The sequence below is a fragment of the Microbacterium xerophyticum genome (genome assembly GCF_053543555.1).
Genome location: NZ_JBLVOB010000007.1, coordinates 903102 through 919197, shown reverse-complemented (window position 1 = coordinate 919197; position 16096 = coordinate 903102). Strand labels below are relative to the sequence as shown.

General features: G+C 68.0%; 16 protein-coding genes. 7 read left to right on the top strand and 9 right to left on the bottom strand.

Annotation, left to right across the window (positions count from 1 at the left end; translation table 11 throughout):
• Positions 1 to 32: 32 nt before the first annotated feature.
• The 6 genes from ACNPNP_RS15985 to ACNPNP_RS15960 form a co-directional block, all read right to left on the bottom strand.
• The gene (locus tag ACNPNP_RS15985) at positions 33 to 719 is read right to left on the bottom strand and encodes a hypothetical protein (protein WP_448967014.1); all 687 of its coding nucleotides are present in this window, start codon (positions 717 to 719) and stop codon (positions 33 to 35) included.
• Positions 719 to 1612, bottom strand: a complete 894-nt coding sequence (locus ACNPNP_RS15980; protein WP_448967013.1) for an ABC transporter ATP-binding protein — start codon at positions 1610 to 1612, stop codon at positions 719 to 721. Before ACNPNP_RS15980 ends, ACNPNP_RS15985 begins: the two co-directional genes overlap by 1 nt.
• Positions 1609 to 2004, bottom strand: a complete 396-nt coding sequence (locus ACNPNP_RS15975) for a GntR family transcriptional regulator (protein WP_448967012.1) — start codon at positions 2002 to 2004, stop codon at positions 1609 to 1611. Before ACNPNP_RS15975 ends, ACNPNP_RS15980 begins: the two co-directional genes overlap by 4 nt.
• 237 nt (positions 2005 to 2241) lie before the next feature.
• Entirely contained in the window at positions 2242 to 3039 is a 798-nt protein-coding gene (locus ACNPNP_RS15970; protein ID WP_448967011.1) for an ABC transporter permease subunit, read from the bottom strand.
• A 1-nt stretch (position 3040) separates the two neighbouring features.
• Positions 3041 to 4018 (bottom strand): ABC transporter ATP-binding protein, encoded by a 978-nt coding sequence (locus ACNPNP_RS15965; RefSeq protein ID WP_448967010.1) that lies wholly within the window; start codon positions 4016 to 4018, stop codon positions 3041 to 3043.
• On the bottom strand, positions 4018 to 4692 hold the full coding sequence (locus ACNPNP_RS15960) for a TetR/AcrR family transcriptional regulator (RefSeq protein ID WP_448967009.1): 675 nt from the start codon (positions 4690 to 4692) through the stop codon (positions 4018 to 4020). The genes ACNPNP_RS15965 and ACNPNP_RS15960 overlap by 1 nt, the downstream gene beginning before the upstream one ends.
• An 86-nt stretch (positions 4693 to 4778) precedes the next feature.
• On the opposite strand from ACNPNP_RS15960, the gene ACNPNP_RS15955 reads away from it, so the two are divergent.
• From ACNPNP_RS15955 to ACNPNP_RS15940, 4 genes are all read left to right on the top strand, one after another.
• Positions 4779 to 5987, top strand: coding sequence for a class I SAM-dependent methyltransferase (locus ACNPNP_RS15955; RefSeq protein ID WP_448967008.1), 1209 nt, complete (start codon positions 4779 to 4781; stop codon positions 5985 to 5987).
• A 335-nt stretch (positions 5988 to 6322) separates the two neighbouring features.
• Positions 6323 to 7669, top strand: coding sequence for a quaternary amine ABC transporter ATP-binding protein (locus ACNPNP_RS15950; RefSeq protein ID WP_448967007.1), 1347 nt, complete (start codon positions 6323 to 6325; stop codon positions 7667 to 7669).
• A complete protein-coding gene (locus ACNPNP_RS15945) occupies positions 7669 to 8631 on the top strand; it encodes an ABC transporter permease (RefSeq protein ID WP_448967006.1) in 963 nt (320 codons plus the stop codon). Before ACNPNP_RS15950 ends, ACNPNP_RS15945 begins: the two co-directional genes overlap by 1 nt.
• 51 nt (positions 8632 to 8682) lie before the next feature.
• Positions 8683 to 9606, top strand: coding sequence for a glycine betaine ABC transporter substrate-binding protein (locus ACNPNP_RS15940; protein WP_448967005.1), 924 nt, complete (start codon positions 8683 to 8685; stop codon positions 9604 to 9606).
• Between the two features lie 77 nt (positions 9607 to 9683).
• Here the strand turns inward: ACNPNP_RS15940 and ACNPNP_RS15935 are convergent, their stop codons facing one another.
• Complete coding sequence (locus ACNPNP_RS15935; protein ID WP_448967004.1) at positions 9684 to 10478, bottom strand: SDR family NAD(P)-dependent oxidoreductase; 795 nt, start codon at positions 10476 to 10478, stop codon at positions 9684 to 9686.
• A 149-nt stretch (positions 10479 to 10627) separates the two neighbouring features.
• On the opposite strand from ACNPNP_RS15935, the gene ACNPNP_RS15930 reads away from it, so the two are divergent.
• Positions 10628 to 12076: a lipase maturation factor family protein gene (locus ACNPNP_RS15930; protein WP_448967003.1), complete on the top strand. Its 1449-nt coding sequence runs from the start codon at positions 10628 to 10630 to the stop codon at positions 12074 to 12076.
• A 107-nt stretch (positions 12077 to 12183) separates the two neighbouring features.
• Here the strand turns inward: ACNPNP_RS15930 and ACNPNP_RS15925 are convergent, their stop codons facing one another.
• A complete protein-coding gene (locus tag ACNPNP_RS15925; protein WP_448967002.1) occupies positions 12184 to 12987 on the bottom strand; it encodes a hypothetical protein in 804 nt (267 codons plus the stop codon).
• A 155-nt stretch (positions 12988 to 13142) separates the two neighbouring features.
• On the opposite strand from ACNPNP_RS15925, the gene gnd reads away from it, so the two are divergent.
• Complete coding sequence (gnd, locus tag ACNPNP_RS15920; protein WP_448967001.1) at positions 13143 to 14198, top strand: phosphogluconate dehydrogenase (NAD(+)-dependent, decarboxylating); 1056 nt, start codon at positions 13143 to 13145, stop codon at positions 14196 to 14198.
• Between the two features lie 137 nt (positions 14199 to 14335).
• On the opposite strand, the gene ACNPNP_RS15915 is transcribed toward gnd, so the two are convergent.
• Complete coding sequence (locus ACNPNP_RS15915; RefSeq protein ID WP_448967000.1) at positions 14336 to 15199, bottom strand: helix-turn-helix transcriptional regulator; 864 nt, start codon at positions 15197 to 15199, stop codon at positions 14336 to 14338.
• Between the two features lie 100 nt (positions 15200 to 15299).
• On the opposite strand from ACNPNP_RS15915, the gene ACNPNP_RS15910 reads away from it, so the two are divergent.
• The gene (locus ACNPNP_RS15910) at positions 15300 to 16067 is read left to right on the top strand and encodes an SDR family oxidoreductase (protein WP_448966999.1); all 768 of its coding nucleotides are present in this window, start codon (positions 15300 to 15302) and stop codon (positions 16065 to 16067) included.
• Positions 16068 to 16096: the final 29 nt, after the last annotated feature.

Sequence of the window (16096 nt, the reverse complement as noted above, 5' to 3'; positions counted from 1 at the left end):
CCCGCGCCTCGTGACGCTCTGACGCGAGGTGCCTACGGCTTCGCCCGACGGAACGCCAGGAACGAGATCCCCGCGAGCACCGTGACCGCGACCAGGCCCCACAGCGCCAGGCCGAGGGCTCCGAGATCGAGGATGCCGAGCCACACCTGCTCCCACAGCTCGAGCCGTGTGATGAGGTAGATGATCCCGAGCAGCACGAGACCGACCGCGACTCCGGCGACGGTGATCACCACCGGCCCCCAGCTCTTGTAGATCGTGGCACCCGTGAAGCCGACCACGAAGAAGAACAGGGCGAGCGTGAAGTAGACGATGAATGCTCCGAGCGGGCCGGCCTCCCACAGCCACGGAAGGTGGAAGACGTAGCCGTTCACTCCGTAGCCGTCGGTGAGCAGCTCGATCGCGCCGCCGATCAGGAACAGCACGCCCATGAAGGCGCTGCCCAGGACCGCGGTGATCAGGGTGCCGACGAAGAACTCTCGCCGTGTGATGCTCATCGCCTGCGAGAACGGGAAGGTCAGGGTCATCGCCGTCATGCCCACAGCGAAGAACACCCACAGCGGGGCCTGGCCGCCGCCGCCGTACTTGGGTTCGTCGACCGGGATCATCGCGTAGATCAGCACCGACAGGAGCACGGAGCCGGCGAGGACGATCAGCGGCACCCAGATGAAGGTCTGCTTGTTGATGAGCTGCAGACGGATGACATTGAGCGTGCGGGACATCAGCGGACCTCCTGGTTTTCTGCGCCGGCCTTCTGCGTGAGACGGACGATGAGCTGCTGCAGGGATACGGGTGCGAGATCGAGGCCGGATGCCGTGACCTCCGCACGTTCCTCGGGCGAGAGTGCGCCGAGCACGGTGACGGACGCCACGCGACCGAGCTGGTCGCGGTGCAGCACTTCGCGTGATGCGGCCCATGCATCGACCTCTGCCGAATCGCCGACGACGGTCACGGCGCGGTCGCGCACAGCATCCGTCTCGTCGTCCAGCAGGATCTTGCCGTCATCGATCACGATGACGCGTTCGATGAGGCTGGAGACCTCGTCGATCAGGTGCGACGACAGGATGATCGTACGGGGGTGCTCGGAGTAGTCCTCGAGCAGGCGGTCGTAGAAGATCTGCCTGGCGACCGCGTCGAGACCGAGGTAGGGCTCGTCGAAGAACGTGATGTCGGCGCGCGAGGCGAGACCGATGATCACGCCGACGGCCGAGAGCTGCCCGCGGGACAGCTTCTTGATCGTCTGCTTCATCGGCAGCTGGAACTCCTTGATCAGCTGCTCGGCGAACTGCTGATCCCAGTTCGAGAAGAACAAAGATGCCGCTTTGAACGCGTGGCGAGGGGTCGCGTCATCCGGATACTTCTGGCTCTCGCGCACGAAGCAGATCCGGCTCAGCACCCTGGCGTTCTCGTACGGGTGCTCGCCGAACACCTTCACGTCGCCCGACGTGGCGAAGTTCTGCGCGGTGAGGATGGACATGAGGGTCGTCTTGCCTGCACCGTTGCGGCCGAGCAGGCCGTAGATGGCATCGCCCTCGAGCGACAGCGACACGTTGTCGAGCGCGCGCTTGTCCTTGTAGTGCTTGGAGAGGTTCTTCACCTCGATGACGGCGGTCATGCGGGGTTCCCTTCGGTGGTGGATGCGGATGCCGCGGCTGCAGCGCGTTCGCGCAGCAGTGCGGCGAGGTCGTCGGCGCCGAGGCCCAGCGTGCGGGCTTCGGCGAGGAGGGGATCGATGTAGCGGTCGGCGAACGCGGAGCGCCGCTCGCCGAGCAGAAGCTCGCGCGCTCCGGACTGCACGAACATTCCGATTCCGCGGCGCTTGTACAGCACGCCCTTTTCGGTGAGCATGGCGACTCCCTTCGCGGCGGTGGCGGGGTTGATGCGGTAGAAGGCGGCGAGCTCGTTCGTCGACGGAGCCTTGGACTCCTCCTCGAGCGAGCCGTCGAGGATCGAGTCCTCGATCTGCTCGGCGATCTGGAGGAAGAGCGCCTTGCCTTCTTCGATCACTGATGCCTCCAGGTGGTCAATCGGTTACTTACTCGACTAACTAACCATATAACCCAGAGTGCGTCAACCCCGCCCGCAGCACGCGGCGTCCTCGGCATAACTCCGGAGGATCTTTGAGATTCCGTATGTTGCCGATCGTGGGATGGCGCTTCAGCGCAGAAGCTCCGGAGTTGTGCGGCGGAATCGGGTGGGCGAGCGTGATGGGCGCACAGCGCCCGTTCAGTCGAGTCGCGGGGCTCAGCCGCGCAGGTCGCGGGCGCGCAGCGCGAGAGCGGATGCTGCGGCGAGAACCAGTCCGATCGCCCAGGTGAGTGCGAGGCCGCCGACGTCGACGCCCTCGGCGAGCGGCGACTGCCGGAACACCCAGGCGTACGGCGACAGCGCGTTCAACCACTCGAGATCGTCCGACTGCTTCGCGAGCGCCTGCAGGATGTACCCGAGCACGGCGATGCCCGCGCCCACTCCCGTCGCCCAGATGCGGCGTCCGGTCGCCGCGCCCGCGAGCAGTGCGGCACCGGCTGTGAGGAAGGCGAGACCGACGAGCGCGGCGCTCGCGCCGACGATGCGCACCGGGTCCAACTCGAGCTCGGCCGGGCCGTTGAGCCCCCAGATCACGAGCCCGGCGAAGGCGCCGAGCCACGCCAGGCGCACGAGCACCGAGACGGCCGTCTCGAGTGCGTACTGACCGCGCCCGATGCCGTGTGCGAGGTCGAGCTCGGCGCGGCCGCTCTCCTCCGCGGCCGCGAGCGACGAACCCCACAGCACCGCGGCGATCGTCATGAGGAGGAACCCCATCAGCCCGTAGAACGTGGCCTCGGTGTAGCCGGCGCCGCTGGCGATCTGGTCGTATCCGAGCGTGTCGACCAGTTGCTCCGGCATCGAATCGATGAGCTGCTGCATCTGGTCGCTGGCGCCGATGCTGGGGTACAGCGGCAGATACAGGAACAGCACGGCGGCGATGCCGATGCTCCAGCCGAGCAGGCTGCGCCACGATTCACGGAGGCTCCGCCGGAAGACCGGGAGGATGCTGCGCATGTCAGTGCCTCCGTCCGCGGTTGGAGCGTCTCGTCGTCGGGGTGGGCTCGGCTCGTCCGCGATCGCCGTACAGCCTCAGCACGGATTCCTCGAGGTCGGGCTCCTCGACCGTGAGATCCTGCACCTCGTATCGCGCGAGTGCCTTCACGAACGGATCGATCGCACCCTCGATCGTGGTCGAGAGCTGCACGCCCTCCCCTTGATCGACGACATCCAGCGCTTCGACCCCGGCGATCTGCTCGAACGCCGCGCGCGCGGCCGTGGCATCCGTCCCGCCGATGCGCCCGCGCACGCGGCGCACGGATCCGAGGCGGAGCGAGGCGACGTCTCCCTCGGCGACGATGCGACCGGCGCTGAGCACGGCCACCTCGTCGGCGGTCTGCTGGATCTCGCTCAAAACGTGCGAGCTCAGCAGCACGGTCTGACCGGCGTCGCGGGCTTCGCGCACCATCGAGAGGAATTCGCGCTGCACGAGGGGGTCGAGTCCGCTGGTCGGTTCGTCGAGGATGAGCAGCTCCGGGCGGTGCATGAACGCCTGGATGAGCCCGACCTTCTGCTTGTTGCCCTTCGACAGCGTGCGCACCGGTCGATCGAGGTCGACGCCGAGACGATCGGCGAGGTCGCGTGCCGTGCGCAGCACCGAGGTCGAGGTGCCGTTCGAACCGGACACCTCGGCGTAGAACGTGAGCAACCGGTGCCCGCTCGCACGGCCCTCCAGATGCAGCTCGCCAGGCACGTAGCCGATCCGCCTGCGCAGCGCGGCTCCGCCGTGACGCGGCTCTTCGCCGAGCACGCGCACCGTGCCGGATGAGGGGCGGATGACGTCGACCAGCGTGCGCAGGGTGGTGGTCTTGCCGGCGCCGTTCGGGCCGATCAATCCGAAGACGGTACCGGGCTGCACGCGCAGATCGAGCTCGTGCAGCGCGACGTTGTGCCCGTACCGCTTGTGCAGGGCGTTCACTTCGATGGCGTCGGTCATCACTCCTCCTCGGTGCGGGATTCGGTGCGGGATGCGTCGTCGGCGGGGTCGGCGCTCATGGCCGCCCGGGCGCCGTCGAGAAAAGCATCGGTCGCGTACATGCCGTGGGTCAGCAGCTCCATCATCGGAACGGTCGTGCGCCTCAGGCCTGCCGGGCTCAGCTGATCCTGTCCGAGCGCGCGCGTGATCTGGGTGCGCATCACGACCGGGGCGAGTCCCATCAGGGCGACCAGGAGCGCCGTCATCTCCGGATCGCTCGCCGGCTCGAGCAGGCCGGCGGCGCGCTGATCGTCGAGCACGTATCGCGTGCCCTCGAGGATCGTGTCGAACAGCCGGTCCGCGGCCGGAGAGCCGTCGACGAGCATGCGTGCGAGGTAGTCGATGAACGGCCCGTAGCGGTCGATGTCGTGCAGCGCGGCGCGGATGCGGTCAGCTGTCGGTGCGTCGATGAGCTCATGGTTCTCGTCGGTGAAGATGCTGACGACGTAGTCGTCGCAGACCGCTCGCAATGCGGCCTTGTCTCCGAAGTGATGCACGATCAATGCCGCGCTGACGCCGGCGTCTCCGGCGATCGTGCGCAGGCTTACGGAGTCGAAGCCGTTCCGGCCGAACGCGGCGATCGCCGCATCGCGGATGCGGGCGCGAGCGGTGAGATCGTCCGAGACTGAACGCATGTACAGCATGCTAAACGCATGTTCAGGAGTTGTCCAGGCCCCGCGAAGAACGATTCCGGAGCGGGCGGCCCGCGTACAGTGGGCGGGTGCCAGAGTTCGCCTTCGACAGGCTTCGCCGTTTCCCCGATGTGGAGGCGCCGAACCTCCAGGCTTGGGATGCCACCGACGAGCTACTCGTCCGGCGCGCGCTCGCCAGGGACCTGCACGGTGGCGAGATCGTCGTGATCGGTGACGAGTACGGCGCGATCACGCTCGCGCTGACGGATGCCGGGCGCACGGGTGTCCGCGTGCATCAGGATCTGGCCACCGGTCGGCGGGCGCTCGCGCGCAACGCCGAAGAATTCGGCCTCGGAGGATTCGCGTCGCACGAGCTCGATGCATCGCTGCTGGTCGGCGCACGGCTCGTGCTGCTGCAACTGCCGAAGGCGCTCGCCGAGCTGGAGGAGATCGCGGATGCCGTGGCCCGCTGGGCCGCGCCCGACGCGGTGCTCATCGCCGGAGGGCGAGTGAAGCACATGACGCTCGCGCAGAACGAGGTGCTCGCGCACAGCTTCGCGGAGGTGCAGCCGCAGCATGCCGAGCGGAAGTCCCGGCTGATCGTGGCGAGCGGACCCCGTGAGGTGCCGGGTGAGCCGCCGTACCCGCAGCGGGCGGAGCATCCGGAGTTCGCCCTGACCCTCGCAGCGCACGGCGGCGCGTTCGCCGCGAACCGCATCGACATCGGAACGCGTGTGCTGCTCGAGGTGCTGTCCGGCGGGGGAGGACCCTCCGCACAACTCCGGAGCATCGGCCCCTCGGCGGACCGAACCGCTGCTGATTCCGCCGAACTCCAGAATTCCTCCGGAGTTATGCCGGATGAGATCCGTGACGTCATCGACCTCGGCTGCGGCACTGGCGCACTCGCCGCGTACTACGCACTGCACCACCCAGAGGCCCGTGTCACCGCGACCGACCGTTCGGCTGCAGCCGTGGCATCCGCGCGCGCGACGATGCTCGCGAACGGCCTCGCCGACAGGGTCGCCGTCACGCACGACGACGCCGGCTCCGACCTTCCGGACGGCAGCGCCGACCTCGTCCTTTTGAACCCGCCGTTCCATCTCGGGGCGAGCGTGCACACCGGTGCGGCGACCCGGCTGTTCGAAGCATCCGCCCGTCTGCTGCGCCCGGGCGGCGAACTGCTCACGGTGTTCAATTCGAGCCTCGCGTACCGTCCCGAACTGACGAGGATGATCGGCCGGACCGAGCAGCTGCATCGCACGTCGAAGTTCACTGTGACGCGCAGCATCCGCGGCTGACACGCCAACACTCAGATTGTCGACATTCGACAGAATCCCCGTTCAGGCAATAAAAAGAAGCCCGCTCGAGCAGGTCGAGATTTGCCCCTGACCGGCCCTTTTGTTACGTTGAAATGTAGGCCTTTCGGCTTATAGACCAGTCCGCGGTCACGTCCTTCATTCGATGAGCTGTGCTGCGAAGAGGCGTGGACGTACGGTCGATGCTCTTTGCGCGGATCCGAAATCCGTCGCCTGTGCCGCAGTGCAGAACTGTCGAAGCGGCCCCGTGATCATCACCCGGGCGCAACCGAAGTCGGCTCCCGAGACCCGAAGAATCGGAAGCCACCGGGGGAAACGTGACCGAAACCGCTCTCGAAGCGCGCCATCTCTTCAAGGTGTTCGGAAGGAATCCGAGCCAGGCCGTCCGCCGTCTGAAGGCGGGCGAGTCCCGCACCGACACGCTGGATGCCGGGACCGCCGCCGTCATCGACGCCAGCTTCACCGTCAACCGTGGCGAGATCTTCGTCATCATGGGCCTGTCCGGATCGGGCAAGTCCACCATCATCCGCATGCTCAACGGCCTGCACGACATCACCGACGGCTCGGTTGTCGTGGGCGGCGACGAGATCGCCGGCGTGCCGGCATCGCGCCTGCGCGAGATCCGCCGCGAGAACGTGTCGATGGTGTTCCAGCACTTCGCACTGCTGCCGCACCGCACCGTCGCCGCGAACGTCGCCTACCCGCTCGAACTCAAGGGCGTCGGCAAGACCGAGCGCATGGCCAAGGCCGATGAGGTGCTCACCATGGTCGGCCTCGACGGCTGGGGCGACAAGCTCCCCTCCGAGCTCTCCGGCGGCATGCAGCAGCGCGTCGGCATCGCCCGTGCGCTCGCCGCAGACACCGACATCCTGCTCATGGACGAGGCGTTCAGCGCCCTCGACCCGCTCATCCGCCGCGAGATGCAGGAACAGTTGCTCGAACTGCAGCAGAAGCTGCAGAAGACCATCGTCTTCATCACGCACGACCTGAACGAGGCCATGTTCCTCGGCGACCGCATCGCGGTCATGCGCGACGGCCGCATCGTGCAGATCGGCACGCCGGAGGACATCCTCACCGACCCCGCCAACGACTACGTCGAGCAGTTCGTGCAGGACGTCGACCGGGCACGCGTGCTCACGGCATCCAACGTCATGGAGCGTCCTCGTCCCGTCGTCGCCGACAATGCCGGCCCGCGCACGGCACTGCGCCAGATGCGTGATGCCTACATGTCGGCCGCTTACGTCACCGGGCGTGACCGCAAGCTGCTCGGCATGGTCACCGACCGCGACGCCGTCAAGCTCGTGCGCAAGGGCGAGACGCAGCTGACCTCGATCCTGAAGCCGGTGCCGCAGAGCGTCTCCGAGGACGAGGTGCTGATGAACCTCTTCGTCCCCGCCGTCGAGTCGCAGCTGCCGCTCGCGGTCGTCGATGCGGAAGGGCGCCTGACCGGCGTCATCCCGCGCGTCACGCTGCTCGCGGCCCTCGGCCCTGGCCCGAACTCCACCGAGGAGATCACCCTTCCGCTTCCTCCGGTCTCGCACGCCGAGATCGCCGCGGTGCTGGGTGAGGCGGCGGATGCCGTCGCTCCTTCGTCGACCGTGGTGCTCGGAGAGGCGGCCGATGCCGTCGCCCCGGACGTCGCGACGGAAGAGGAGGTGCGCTGATGGACGGTTTCCGCATCCCGATCGGCGAGTGGGTCGCCGGCGCTGTCGCATGGGTCAAGGACAACCTCGAGGGCCTGCTCGACTTCATCTCGTTCATCGTCAAGTTCCTCGTCAACGGCCTGACCGAAGTGCTGCTCGGCACGCCGATCGTCGTGCTCATCATCATCGCCGCGCTGATCGCCTGGGCGGTCCGTTCGCTGTGGATGGCACTGGGCACGGCCGTCTCCTTCGCACTGATCCTCAGCATGGGGCTGTGGGTAGGAGCGATGCAGACGCTGTCGCTGGTGATCGTCGCGGCGCTGGTCGCGGTGGTCATCGCCATTCCGCTGGGCATCTGGTCGGCGCGCAACGCCACCGTGCGTGCGGTGCTGAAGCCGATTCTCGACTTCATGCAGACGATGCCGGCCATGGTCTACCTGATCCCTGCCATCGTGTTCTTCAGCATCGGCGTCGTGCCAGGACTCGTCGCCACCGTGATCTTCGCCCTGCCTCCCGGCGTGCGCATGACCGAACTCGGCATCCGCGGCGTCGACTCCGAGACCGTCGAGGCCGGACACGCGTTCGGTGCGACGCCGGGGCAGATCCTGCGCGGCATCCAGCTCCCGCTCGCGATGCCGACCATCATGGCCGGTGTCAACCAGGTCATCATGCTCTCGCTGTCGATGGCGGTCATCGCCGGCATGGCCGGGGCCGACGGCCTCGGAAAGCTGGTCGTCGAGGCGATCGCGACCGTCAACATCGGCAAGGGCGCGGAGGCGGGACTCGCCGTCGTGCTGCTCGCCGTGTTCCTCGACCGCGTCACCGCCGCGCTCGGCACCCCCGGCGAGTTCCCGTCGTCGCTGCTGGGCATGGTGAATCGCCGCCGCGCTTCGCAGCAGGCGAGCAAGGCGGATGCCGCGGCTGAGGCCGCGCGTGCAGTGGCGTCACCGCACCGCACACCCATCGGCGGCGGAGCCGTATAGACCCATCCCTGTCCCATACGAAACGCAGCAGAACATACGGAAGGAAGCACCATGAAGAAGTTCCGGCACATCACAGCCGCCGTGGCCCTGGGGGCCGTGGCATCCCTCGCCCTCGCCGGTTGCGCGACGGGCAACGACACCGCAGGCGGAAACGGCGGCGGTGACAGCGAAGGCGGAGACAAGGGCACCATCACCCTCGGCTTCATCCCCTCGTGGACCGACGGCCTCAGCATGGCCTACCTGGTCCAGGACCAGCTCGAGAAGCTCGGCTACACGGTCGAGCTCGAGACGCTGACCGAGGCGGGCCCGCTCTACACCGGTCTCGCCCAGGGCGACGTCGACCTGTTCCCGTCGGCATGGCCAGAGGTCACGCACGCCGAGTACATGAAGACGTACGGCGACGACCTCGAAGACCTCGGCGCGTACTACGAGAACGCCAAGCTCACGATCGCGGTGCCCAGCTACATGGACATCACGTCGATCGAGGACCTCAAGGGTCAGGCCGCTCGCTTCGACGGCAAGATCATCGGCATCGAGCCGGGCGCCGGCCTCACCGGCGTCACGCAGGACTCGATGATGCCGGAGTACGGCCTCGACGGGGAGTACACCCTCGAGACGTCGTCGACCTCGGGCATGCTCACCGTTCTCGGTGAGGCCATCGACAACGAGGAGGACCTCGTCGTCACGCTCTGGAAGCCCTTCTGGGCCAACAGCAAGTACGACGTCAAGGAGCTGGAGGACCCGCTGGGTGCGATGGGTGAGGCGGAGACGCTGAACTTCATGGCGCACAAGGGCTTCGCCGAGGAGTTCCCCGAGGCCGCTGAGCTTATCGAGCAGATCAAGCTCGACGACGACCAGTACGGCTCGCTCGAGGACCTCGTCGTCAACGAGTTCGGCGAGGGCCAGGAGGCCGACGCCGTCGACAAGTGGCTCGAGGAGAACGGCAACCAGTTCGACTGGGTCGTCACCGAGTGATCACCTTCGCTCACTGAGCGCACAAGGGCGTCGCGGCTTCGGCCGCGGCGCCCTTCTTGTGCACGCGTGCGGCGGGATCACGGAACGATCGAGTCGATGTACCCGCCGTCGACGCGCACCGCGGCTCCCGTCGTCGCCGACGCCAGCGGGGAGGCGAGGTAGGCCACCATGTTGGCGATCTCCTCGGGCTCGATCAGGCGCTGCAGCAGCGACTGCGGCCGGTGCAGGCGCATGAACTCGCGCTGCGCCTCTTCCCACGGCAGGGCCGAGTCGACGAGCTCGTAGACGAAGGTCTCCACGCCGCCGGTGTGCGTCGGGCCGGCGAGCACCGAGTTCACGGTGACGCCCGTGCCGGCGGCATCCTTCGCGAAGCCGCGCGAGACGGCGAGGAGCGCCGTCTTCGACATGCCGTAGTGGATCATCTCGGCCGGGATGACGACCGCTGAGTCGCTGGCGATGTTGAGGATGCGCCCCCACCCGCGCGTCTTCATGCCCGGCAGCGTCGCGCGGATCAGCCGCACGGCGGCGAGCACGTTCACGTCGAAGTAGCGGCGCCATTCCTCGTCGGAGATCTCCAGCGCATCCGCCGTCCCGAAGATCCCGAGGTTGTTGACGAGCACGTCGATGTCGCCGGTCGCGGCGAGCACGGCATCCGCCCCTGCCTGGTTCGTGAGGTCGCCCGGCGCCGCGATGAACTCGCGCTCGCCCGACTCCGCCTGCAGCTCCGCGATCACGGATGCCACGGTGTCGGCGCTGCGGCCGTTGATGGCGACGCGTGCGCCGGCGTCGGCGAGCGTCGCGGCGATGGCCCTTCCGATGCCCTGGGTGGAGCCGGTGACGAGTGCGGTCTTGCCGCGGAGATCGATGCGCATGGTGGGTGCAACCACGTGAGAGGTCGGAACATGCCCAGCTGCGCCGAGGCCCCCTGCTCGCGCCGACGCCCCCTGTTGCCTGCGCGGTTACGACGGGGCGTCGGCGGTAACAGGGGGCGTCGGAGCCCGATCGCGCGTAACCTGATGAGATGGACGGTTTCGCGGCTGTCGACTTCGGTTTCGCGCGCGAGGTGCTCCAGCGGGGCATCGCGGCGCTGTACCTCGTCGCGTTCGTGTCGACGGTGAACCAGTTCCGTCCGCTGCTCGGAGAGCGCGGGCTGCTGCCTGCGCCGGCACTGCTGGAATGGACTGCCTCGTCGAAGGCGAGAAGGCGGATGCTGCGCCCGACGCTCTTCCACCGCATCCGGTACACCGACCGGCGACTGGCGGCGCTGTGCTGGGCCGGCATCGTCGTCGCGGTGCTGCTCGTGGTCGGCGTTCCGCAGCTCGCGCCGCCGTGGGTGCCGATGCTGTGCTTTCTCGCGCTCTGGTTCGGATACATGTCGATCACGAGCATCGGGCAGACGTTCTACGGCTTCGGGTGGGAGATGCTGCTGCTGGAGGCGGGGTTCCTCGCCGCGTTCCTCGGCTCGCGGGATCAGCCGCCGCCGACCGTCGTGATCGTGCTGCTGTGGTGGCTCGTGTTCCGGCTGGAGTTCGGTGCGGGCATGATCAAGATCCGCGGCGGGACGGAATGGCGCGACCTCACCGCGCTGACGTACCACCACGAGACGCAGCCGATGCCGGGGCCGCTCAGCCGTCAAGCCCATCTGCTGCCGCGGTGGTTCCACAAGGCCGAGGTGGTGGGCAACCACTTCGCGCAGCTGGTGGTGCCGTTCTTCCTGTTCGCACCGATCCTGGGGCTGTGGATCGAGAGCCCTGTGCCGGCGATCGTCGGGGCCGTCGCGGGCGCGATCGTCATCGTCACGCAGTTGTGGCTCGTGATCACCGGCAACTTCGCGTGGCTCAACTGGGCGACCATCGTGCTGGCCTTCTCGGCGATCGGTCTCCCGTCAGGCGGCACCGGACAGGAGCCGATTCCGCTGTACTGGGTCGTGATGACGTCGGCCATCGGCATCCTGTACCTCGTCGTCAGTTGGCCGGCCCTGCGCAACCTGTTCGCCCGCCGCCAGCGGATGAACGCGAGCTTCAACCGCTGGGAGCTCGCGAACGCCTACGGCGCGTTCGGCACCGTGACGAAGGAGCGGATGGAGATCGTCATCGAGGGCACGCTCGACGACGACCCGGATGCCGCGACCTGGCGCGAGTACGAGTTCAAGGGCAAGCCGGGTGACGTGCGCCGCGTGCCGCGGCAGTTCGCGCCGTACCATCTGCGCCTCGACTGGCTGATGTGGTTCCTGCCGCTCGGGCGCTCACTGGATGACTGGTTCACGATGCTGCTGGCACGACTGCTGCAGGCGGATGCTGCGACGCTGGCGCTGCTGCGCACCGACCCGTTCGCGGGGCGGAAGCCGCGGTGGGTGAGGGCGGTGTCGTATCGCTACCGCTTCGCGACCAGGGAGCAGCGGCGGCGCGACGGGGTCGTGTGGGTGCGGGATCGGCGGCGGGAGATCGTGGGGCCTGCCGAACTGCCGTGAGTCGCGCGCCAGCGACGTCGACGCCCCCTTTCTCCGTCGGCGCCCCCTCTCGGGTGCGTACATACGAGGGGGCCCCGGCGGCAGGAGGGGGCCCGGCGCAAGTGCTTCTACGAGGCGTCGCGCTTCGGCTGACGCATCGGCTCCGGTTCGGGGGCAGGCTCTGCGACCGGTTCCGGCTGCGGCACCGGGCCGGTCGTGATCTCCCTGGCCACCTGATTCTCGAGCACTGTGACGGCCTCGTCCGAGAGCAGGATCAGCCCCTCGAGCTCTTCGCGCACGCGCTTGTAGGCGACGTTGCGCTCGGCCTGGGTGGCTGACTCGTCGACGGCGACCTTCAGCAGTTTCTGGGCGCGATCGAGGCGTTTGCGCTCGGCATCGGTGAACGACGAATCGCGCAGGCGCCTGGCATCCTTCTCGGCGATCTCGAACGCGACGGCGTAGTTGCCGACGGCATCCAGATACTCCGATACCCGCTGCTCGCTGACCTCGGTGTCCGCGGACACCGGACGCAGCGCATCAGCCGTCTTCTTCGCCCGCAGGAATGCGGCGGTCAGCGGCTGTCGGCCGTCGCTCATGGCCGGGAAGGCGATGAGCTTCGCGACGTCGAGCTCGTAGTCCAGCCACCGCGCGGTGATCTCGTCGTGCTCCTGGAACAGCCGCTCCAGCAGCTGGTTCGACGACACCCTGGCGTCGGACGCGATCTCCCGCGGCTTCTTCGAGGGTGCGACCCGGCCGCCGCGGGCGGCGAGTTCGGCGGCCTTGAGCTCGCCCTTCAGCCGCAGCGTCTCGAGGCGTCGTTCGTGCCGGCGCTTCGCGCCCTGCTCCCACGCCTTCGCCGCCCCGCCGGCCATTCCCATGATCGGGAAGATGAGCCACCAGAAGCTGCCCGCCCACTGCCAGAACTCTTGCATGATGCGTTCAGCCTACTGCGGTGGATGCCGCGCACCCGCCTAGGATCGATGAGTTCCGCTGAGGTGACGCCGGATGCTGGCATCGCGCCGCGGGCCGTGTCAGGATGACCACGACTCGGCTCACCGCGGGCCGAGCGGAACGGCAGGAGCGGGATATGCAGCTGGCCATGATCGGACTCGGCAGGATGGGCGCGAACATCGTCCGGCGATTGATGCGCGACGGGCACGACTGCGTCGTCTACGACGTGAACGCGGATGCCGTCGCCGCACTCGTCGCGGAAGGAGCGACCGGCGCCGACAGCATGGCCGACCTCGCCGCGAAGCTGACCCCGACCCGCGTCGTCTGGATGATGGTGCCCGCCTCGCTCACCGGACAGGTGGCCGAAGAAGTGGCGGCCGTCCTGGAGAAGGGCGACATCCTCATCGACGGTGGCAACTCGAACTACCGCGATGACGTCCGCCGGGCGGCGAAACTGCGCGAGAGCGGCATCGAGTACGTCGACATCGGCACGAGCGGCGGCGTGTTCGGACTCGAGCGCGGCTACTGCCTCATGGTCGGCGGCAGCGAGAGGGCGTTCGAACACATCGAACCCGTGCTGCGCACGATCGCTCCGGGCGCCGGTGAGATCGAGCGCACCCCTGGGCGCTCCGGCGACCTCACCCCCGAGGAGCAGGGTTACCTGCACTGCGGCCCGTCCGGTGCGGGGCACTTCGTCAAGATGGTGCACAACGGCATCGAGTACGGCATCATGGCGTCGATCGCCGAGGGCCTCAACCTGCTCGAGAACGCGGATGCCGGTGTGCGCGAAGCCGAGCACTCGGCAGAGATCGCGCCACTGGAGGAGCCGGAGTTCTACCAGTTCCCGATCGACACCGACAAGGTGACCGAGCTGTGGCGACGAGGCTCCGTGATCTCCTCGTGGCTGCTCGACCTCACCGCGGCCGCGCTGCATGAGAACCCCACGCTCGACGGGCTGGCCGGGCGGGTCTCGGATTCCGGCGAGGGCCGATGGACGGTCAAGGCCGCGGTCGATGTGGGCGTTCCCGTCCCGGTGCTCGCGGCGTCGCTGTTCGAGCGCTTCTCCTCGCGTGACGAGGACCAGTTCGCCAACCAGGTGCTCTCGGCGATGCGCCTGCAGTTCGGCGGGCACAAGGAGCGCCCGGCCGGCGACGTGCTGGAGGCGGGAGCCCGCAAGGCCGACGCCGGCTGACCCGCGGCAGTGCGGGCCTGCGGTGGGCGCACACATGTCAGTCAGGATCACAGACGTCAGTCGAAAACTACTGTTTCAGGCCGACAACTGTGATTCGAGCTGACATGTGTAGCCGGGAGTAAACCGGCACTGCACCCTCAGCCCTTCCGAACCCGCTCTTCGGCCCCGAACCGCTGCGCCCCGAGCACGCCGAGCAGCCGGATCTTCTCCTCGTCCTCGCTGCGGGGTGCCGCGGTCAGCACGAGCAGCGCCTGACCGCGGTCCTCGGTGAAGAGCACCTGGCAATCCACCTCGATCGGTCCGATCTCCGGATGGATCAGCGTCTTGTGATCCGCGAAGCGCTGCGCGACCTCCTGCCGCTCCCACAGCTCGACGAACTCCTCGCTGCGACGCGACAGCTCGGCCACCAGCATCCCGGCCTGCGAATCCGCTCCCATGGCGCCGTATGCTGCGCGCAGCCCCGCGACCTGTGCACGACTGTTGCGGGCGTGGTCGTCTTCGGGATAGTGCGCTCGCGCCTGCTCCGGCTGCATGAACCAGCGGTACGGCTCGTAGCGTTCGAACCCGGCCGCCCCGACGTTGTCACCGAGCAGTGCGGCGGCCAAGGCGTTCTGCACCAGCGTCTCGCCGAGCGTCGAGATGATCAGGGCGGGCGTGTCGGTCAGACGGTCGAACACCCGCTGCAGCGCGGGCGCGACATGGTCGGACGGTGTGATCCGGTCGGGCACGGCGTGACCGGCGGCGCGGTAGAGGTAGTCGCGTTCGTCCGAGGTGAGGCGCAGCGCCCGCGCGAGCGAACTGAGCATCTGCGTGCTCGCCTGGGGTCCGCGCTGCTGCTCGAGCCGCGTGTAGTAATCGGTCGACATGAGCGCCAGCTGCGCGACCTCTTCGCGACGCAGTCCCGGCGCACGCCGGCGCACTCCCGTCGACAATCCGACGTCGCCGGGCTGCAGCTGCTCCCGGCGTCGGCGGAGGAACACGGCGAGGGCTTCACGATCCATGACTCCATCATGCGCGTGTGCCGCCGCGGTATCCAGGGATCGCCGATCCCCCGACAACCGCTCTCTGCCGTGCTCCGCGTGACCGATCGACACTCGAACCATGCGAATCAACGGAAACACCATCTTCATCCCCGGCGCGACCAGCGGCATCGGCCTCGCTCTCGCACTCCGCCTCCACGACGCGGGCAACCAGGTGATCGTCGGTGGGCGGCGCACCGGCCTTCTCGAGGAGATCGCCGCGCAGCACCCCGGCATCGACACCGTACGGATCGACACGACGGATGCCGCATCCATCGCCGCCGCCGCGAGCGAGGTCATCGCGAAGCACCCCGAACTCAACGTGATCGTGCCGATGGCGGGCATCATGCGCGCGGAGGACTGGACCACGCCCGGCAGCTTCCTCGCGGACGCCGAGGCCATCGTGACGACCAACCTGCTCGGACCGATCCGGCTCATCTCGGCGTTCGTCGAGCACCTGCTCGCGCAGCCGGATGCCACGATCATGACGGTCTCGTCGGGATTGGCGTTCGCTCCGCTGCGTGTCACCCCCACGTACAACGCGACCAAGGCTGCCATCCACATGCTCAGCGAGTCGCTGCGGCTGCAGTTCTCCGGCTCGAACGTGCGGGTCGTCGAGCTCGTGCCGCCGTCGGTGCAGAGCGACATCATCCCCGGTCATCGTGACGACCCGACTGCGATGCCCCTGGACGACTACATCGACGAGACGATGTCGATCCTCGAAACGCAGCCGGAGGTCACCGAGGTGCAGGTCGAACGCGTGAAGTTCCTGCGCTACGGCGAAGCGCGCGGGGACCAGGCGCAGGTCATCAGCGCGCTCAACGGCTCGGACGTGCTGGCCGCGAACTGAGACTGCGTGGGCGGCCGCGATGCCGGCCG

Bases quoted from the DNA above. Each gene is read 5' to 3' on its own strand.
- ACNPNP_RS15970 (WP_448967011.1), bottom strand. From the start codon at position 3,039: ATGCGCAGCATCCTCCCGGTCTTCCGGCGGAGCCTCCGTGAATCGTGG.
- ACNPNP_RS15945 (WP_448967006.1), top strand. From the start codon at position 7,669: ATGGACGGTTTCCGCATCCCGATCGGCGAGTGGGTCGCCGGCGCTGTC.
- ACNPNP_RS15925 (WP_448967002.1), bottom strand. From the start codon at position 12,987: ATGCAAGAGTTCTGGCAGTGGGCGGGCAGCTTCTGGTGGCTCATCTTC.
- gnd (WP_448967001.1), top strand. From the start codon at position 13,143: ATGCAGCTGGCCATGATCGGACTCGGCAGGATGGGCGCGAACATCGTC.
- ACNPNP_RS15915 (WP_448967000.1), bottom strand. From the start codon at position 15,199: ATGGATCGTGAAGCCCTCGCCGTGTTCCTCCGCCGACGCCGGGAGCAG.
- ACNPNP_RS15910 (WP_448966999.1), top strand. From the start codon at position 15,300: ATGCGAATCAACGGAAACACCATCTTCATCCCCGGCGCGACCAGCGGC.
- ACNPNP_RS15960 (WP_448967009.1), bottom strand. From the start codon at position 4,692: ATGCGTTCAGTCTCGGACGATCTCACCGCTCGCGCCCGCATCCGCGAT.
- ACNPNP_RS15935 (WP_448967004.1), bottom strand. From the start codon at position 10,478: ATGCGCATCGATCTCCGCGGCAAGACCGCACTCGTCACCGGCTCCACC.
- ACNPNP_RS15965 (WP_448967010.1), bottom strand. From the start codon at position 4,018: ATGACCGACGCCATCGAAGTGAACGCCCTGCACAAGCGGTACGGGCAC.
- ACNPNP_RS15930 (WP_448967003.1), top strand. From the start codon at position 10,628: ATGGACGGTTTCGCGGCTGTCGACTTCGGTTTCGCGCGCGAGGTGCTC.
- ACNPNP_RS15940 (WP_448967005.1), top strand. From the start codon at position 8,683: ATGAAGAAGTTCCGGCACATCACAGCCGCCGTGGCCCTGGGGGCCGTG.
- ACNPNP_RS15985 (WP_448967014.1), bottom strand. From the start codon at position 719: ATGTCCCGCACGCTCAATGTCATCCGTCTGCAGCTCATCAACAAGCAG.
- ACNPNP_RS15980 (WP_448967013.1), bottom strand. From the start codon at position 1,612: ATGACCGCCGTCATCGAGGTGAAGAACCTCTCCAAGCACTACAAGGAC.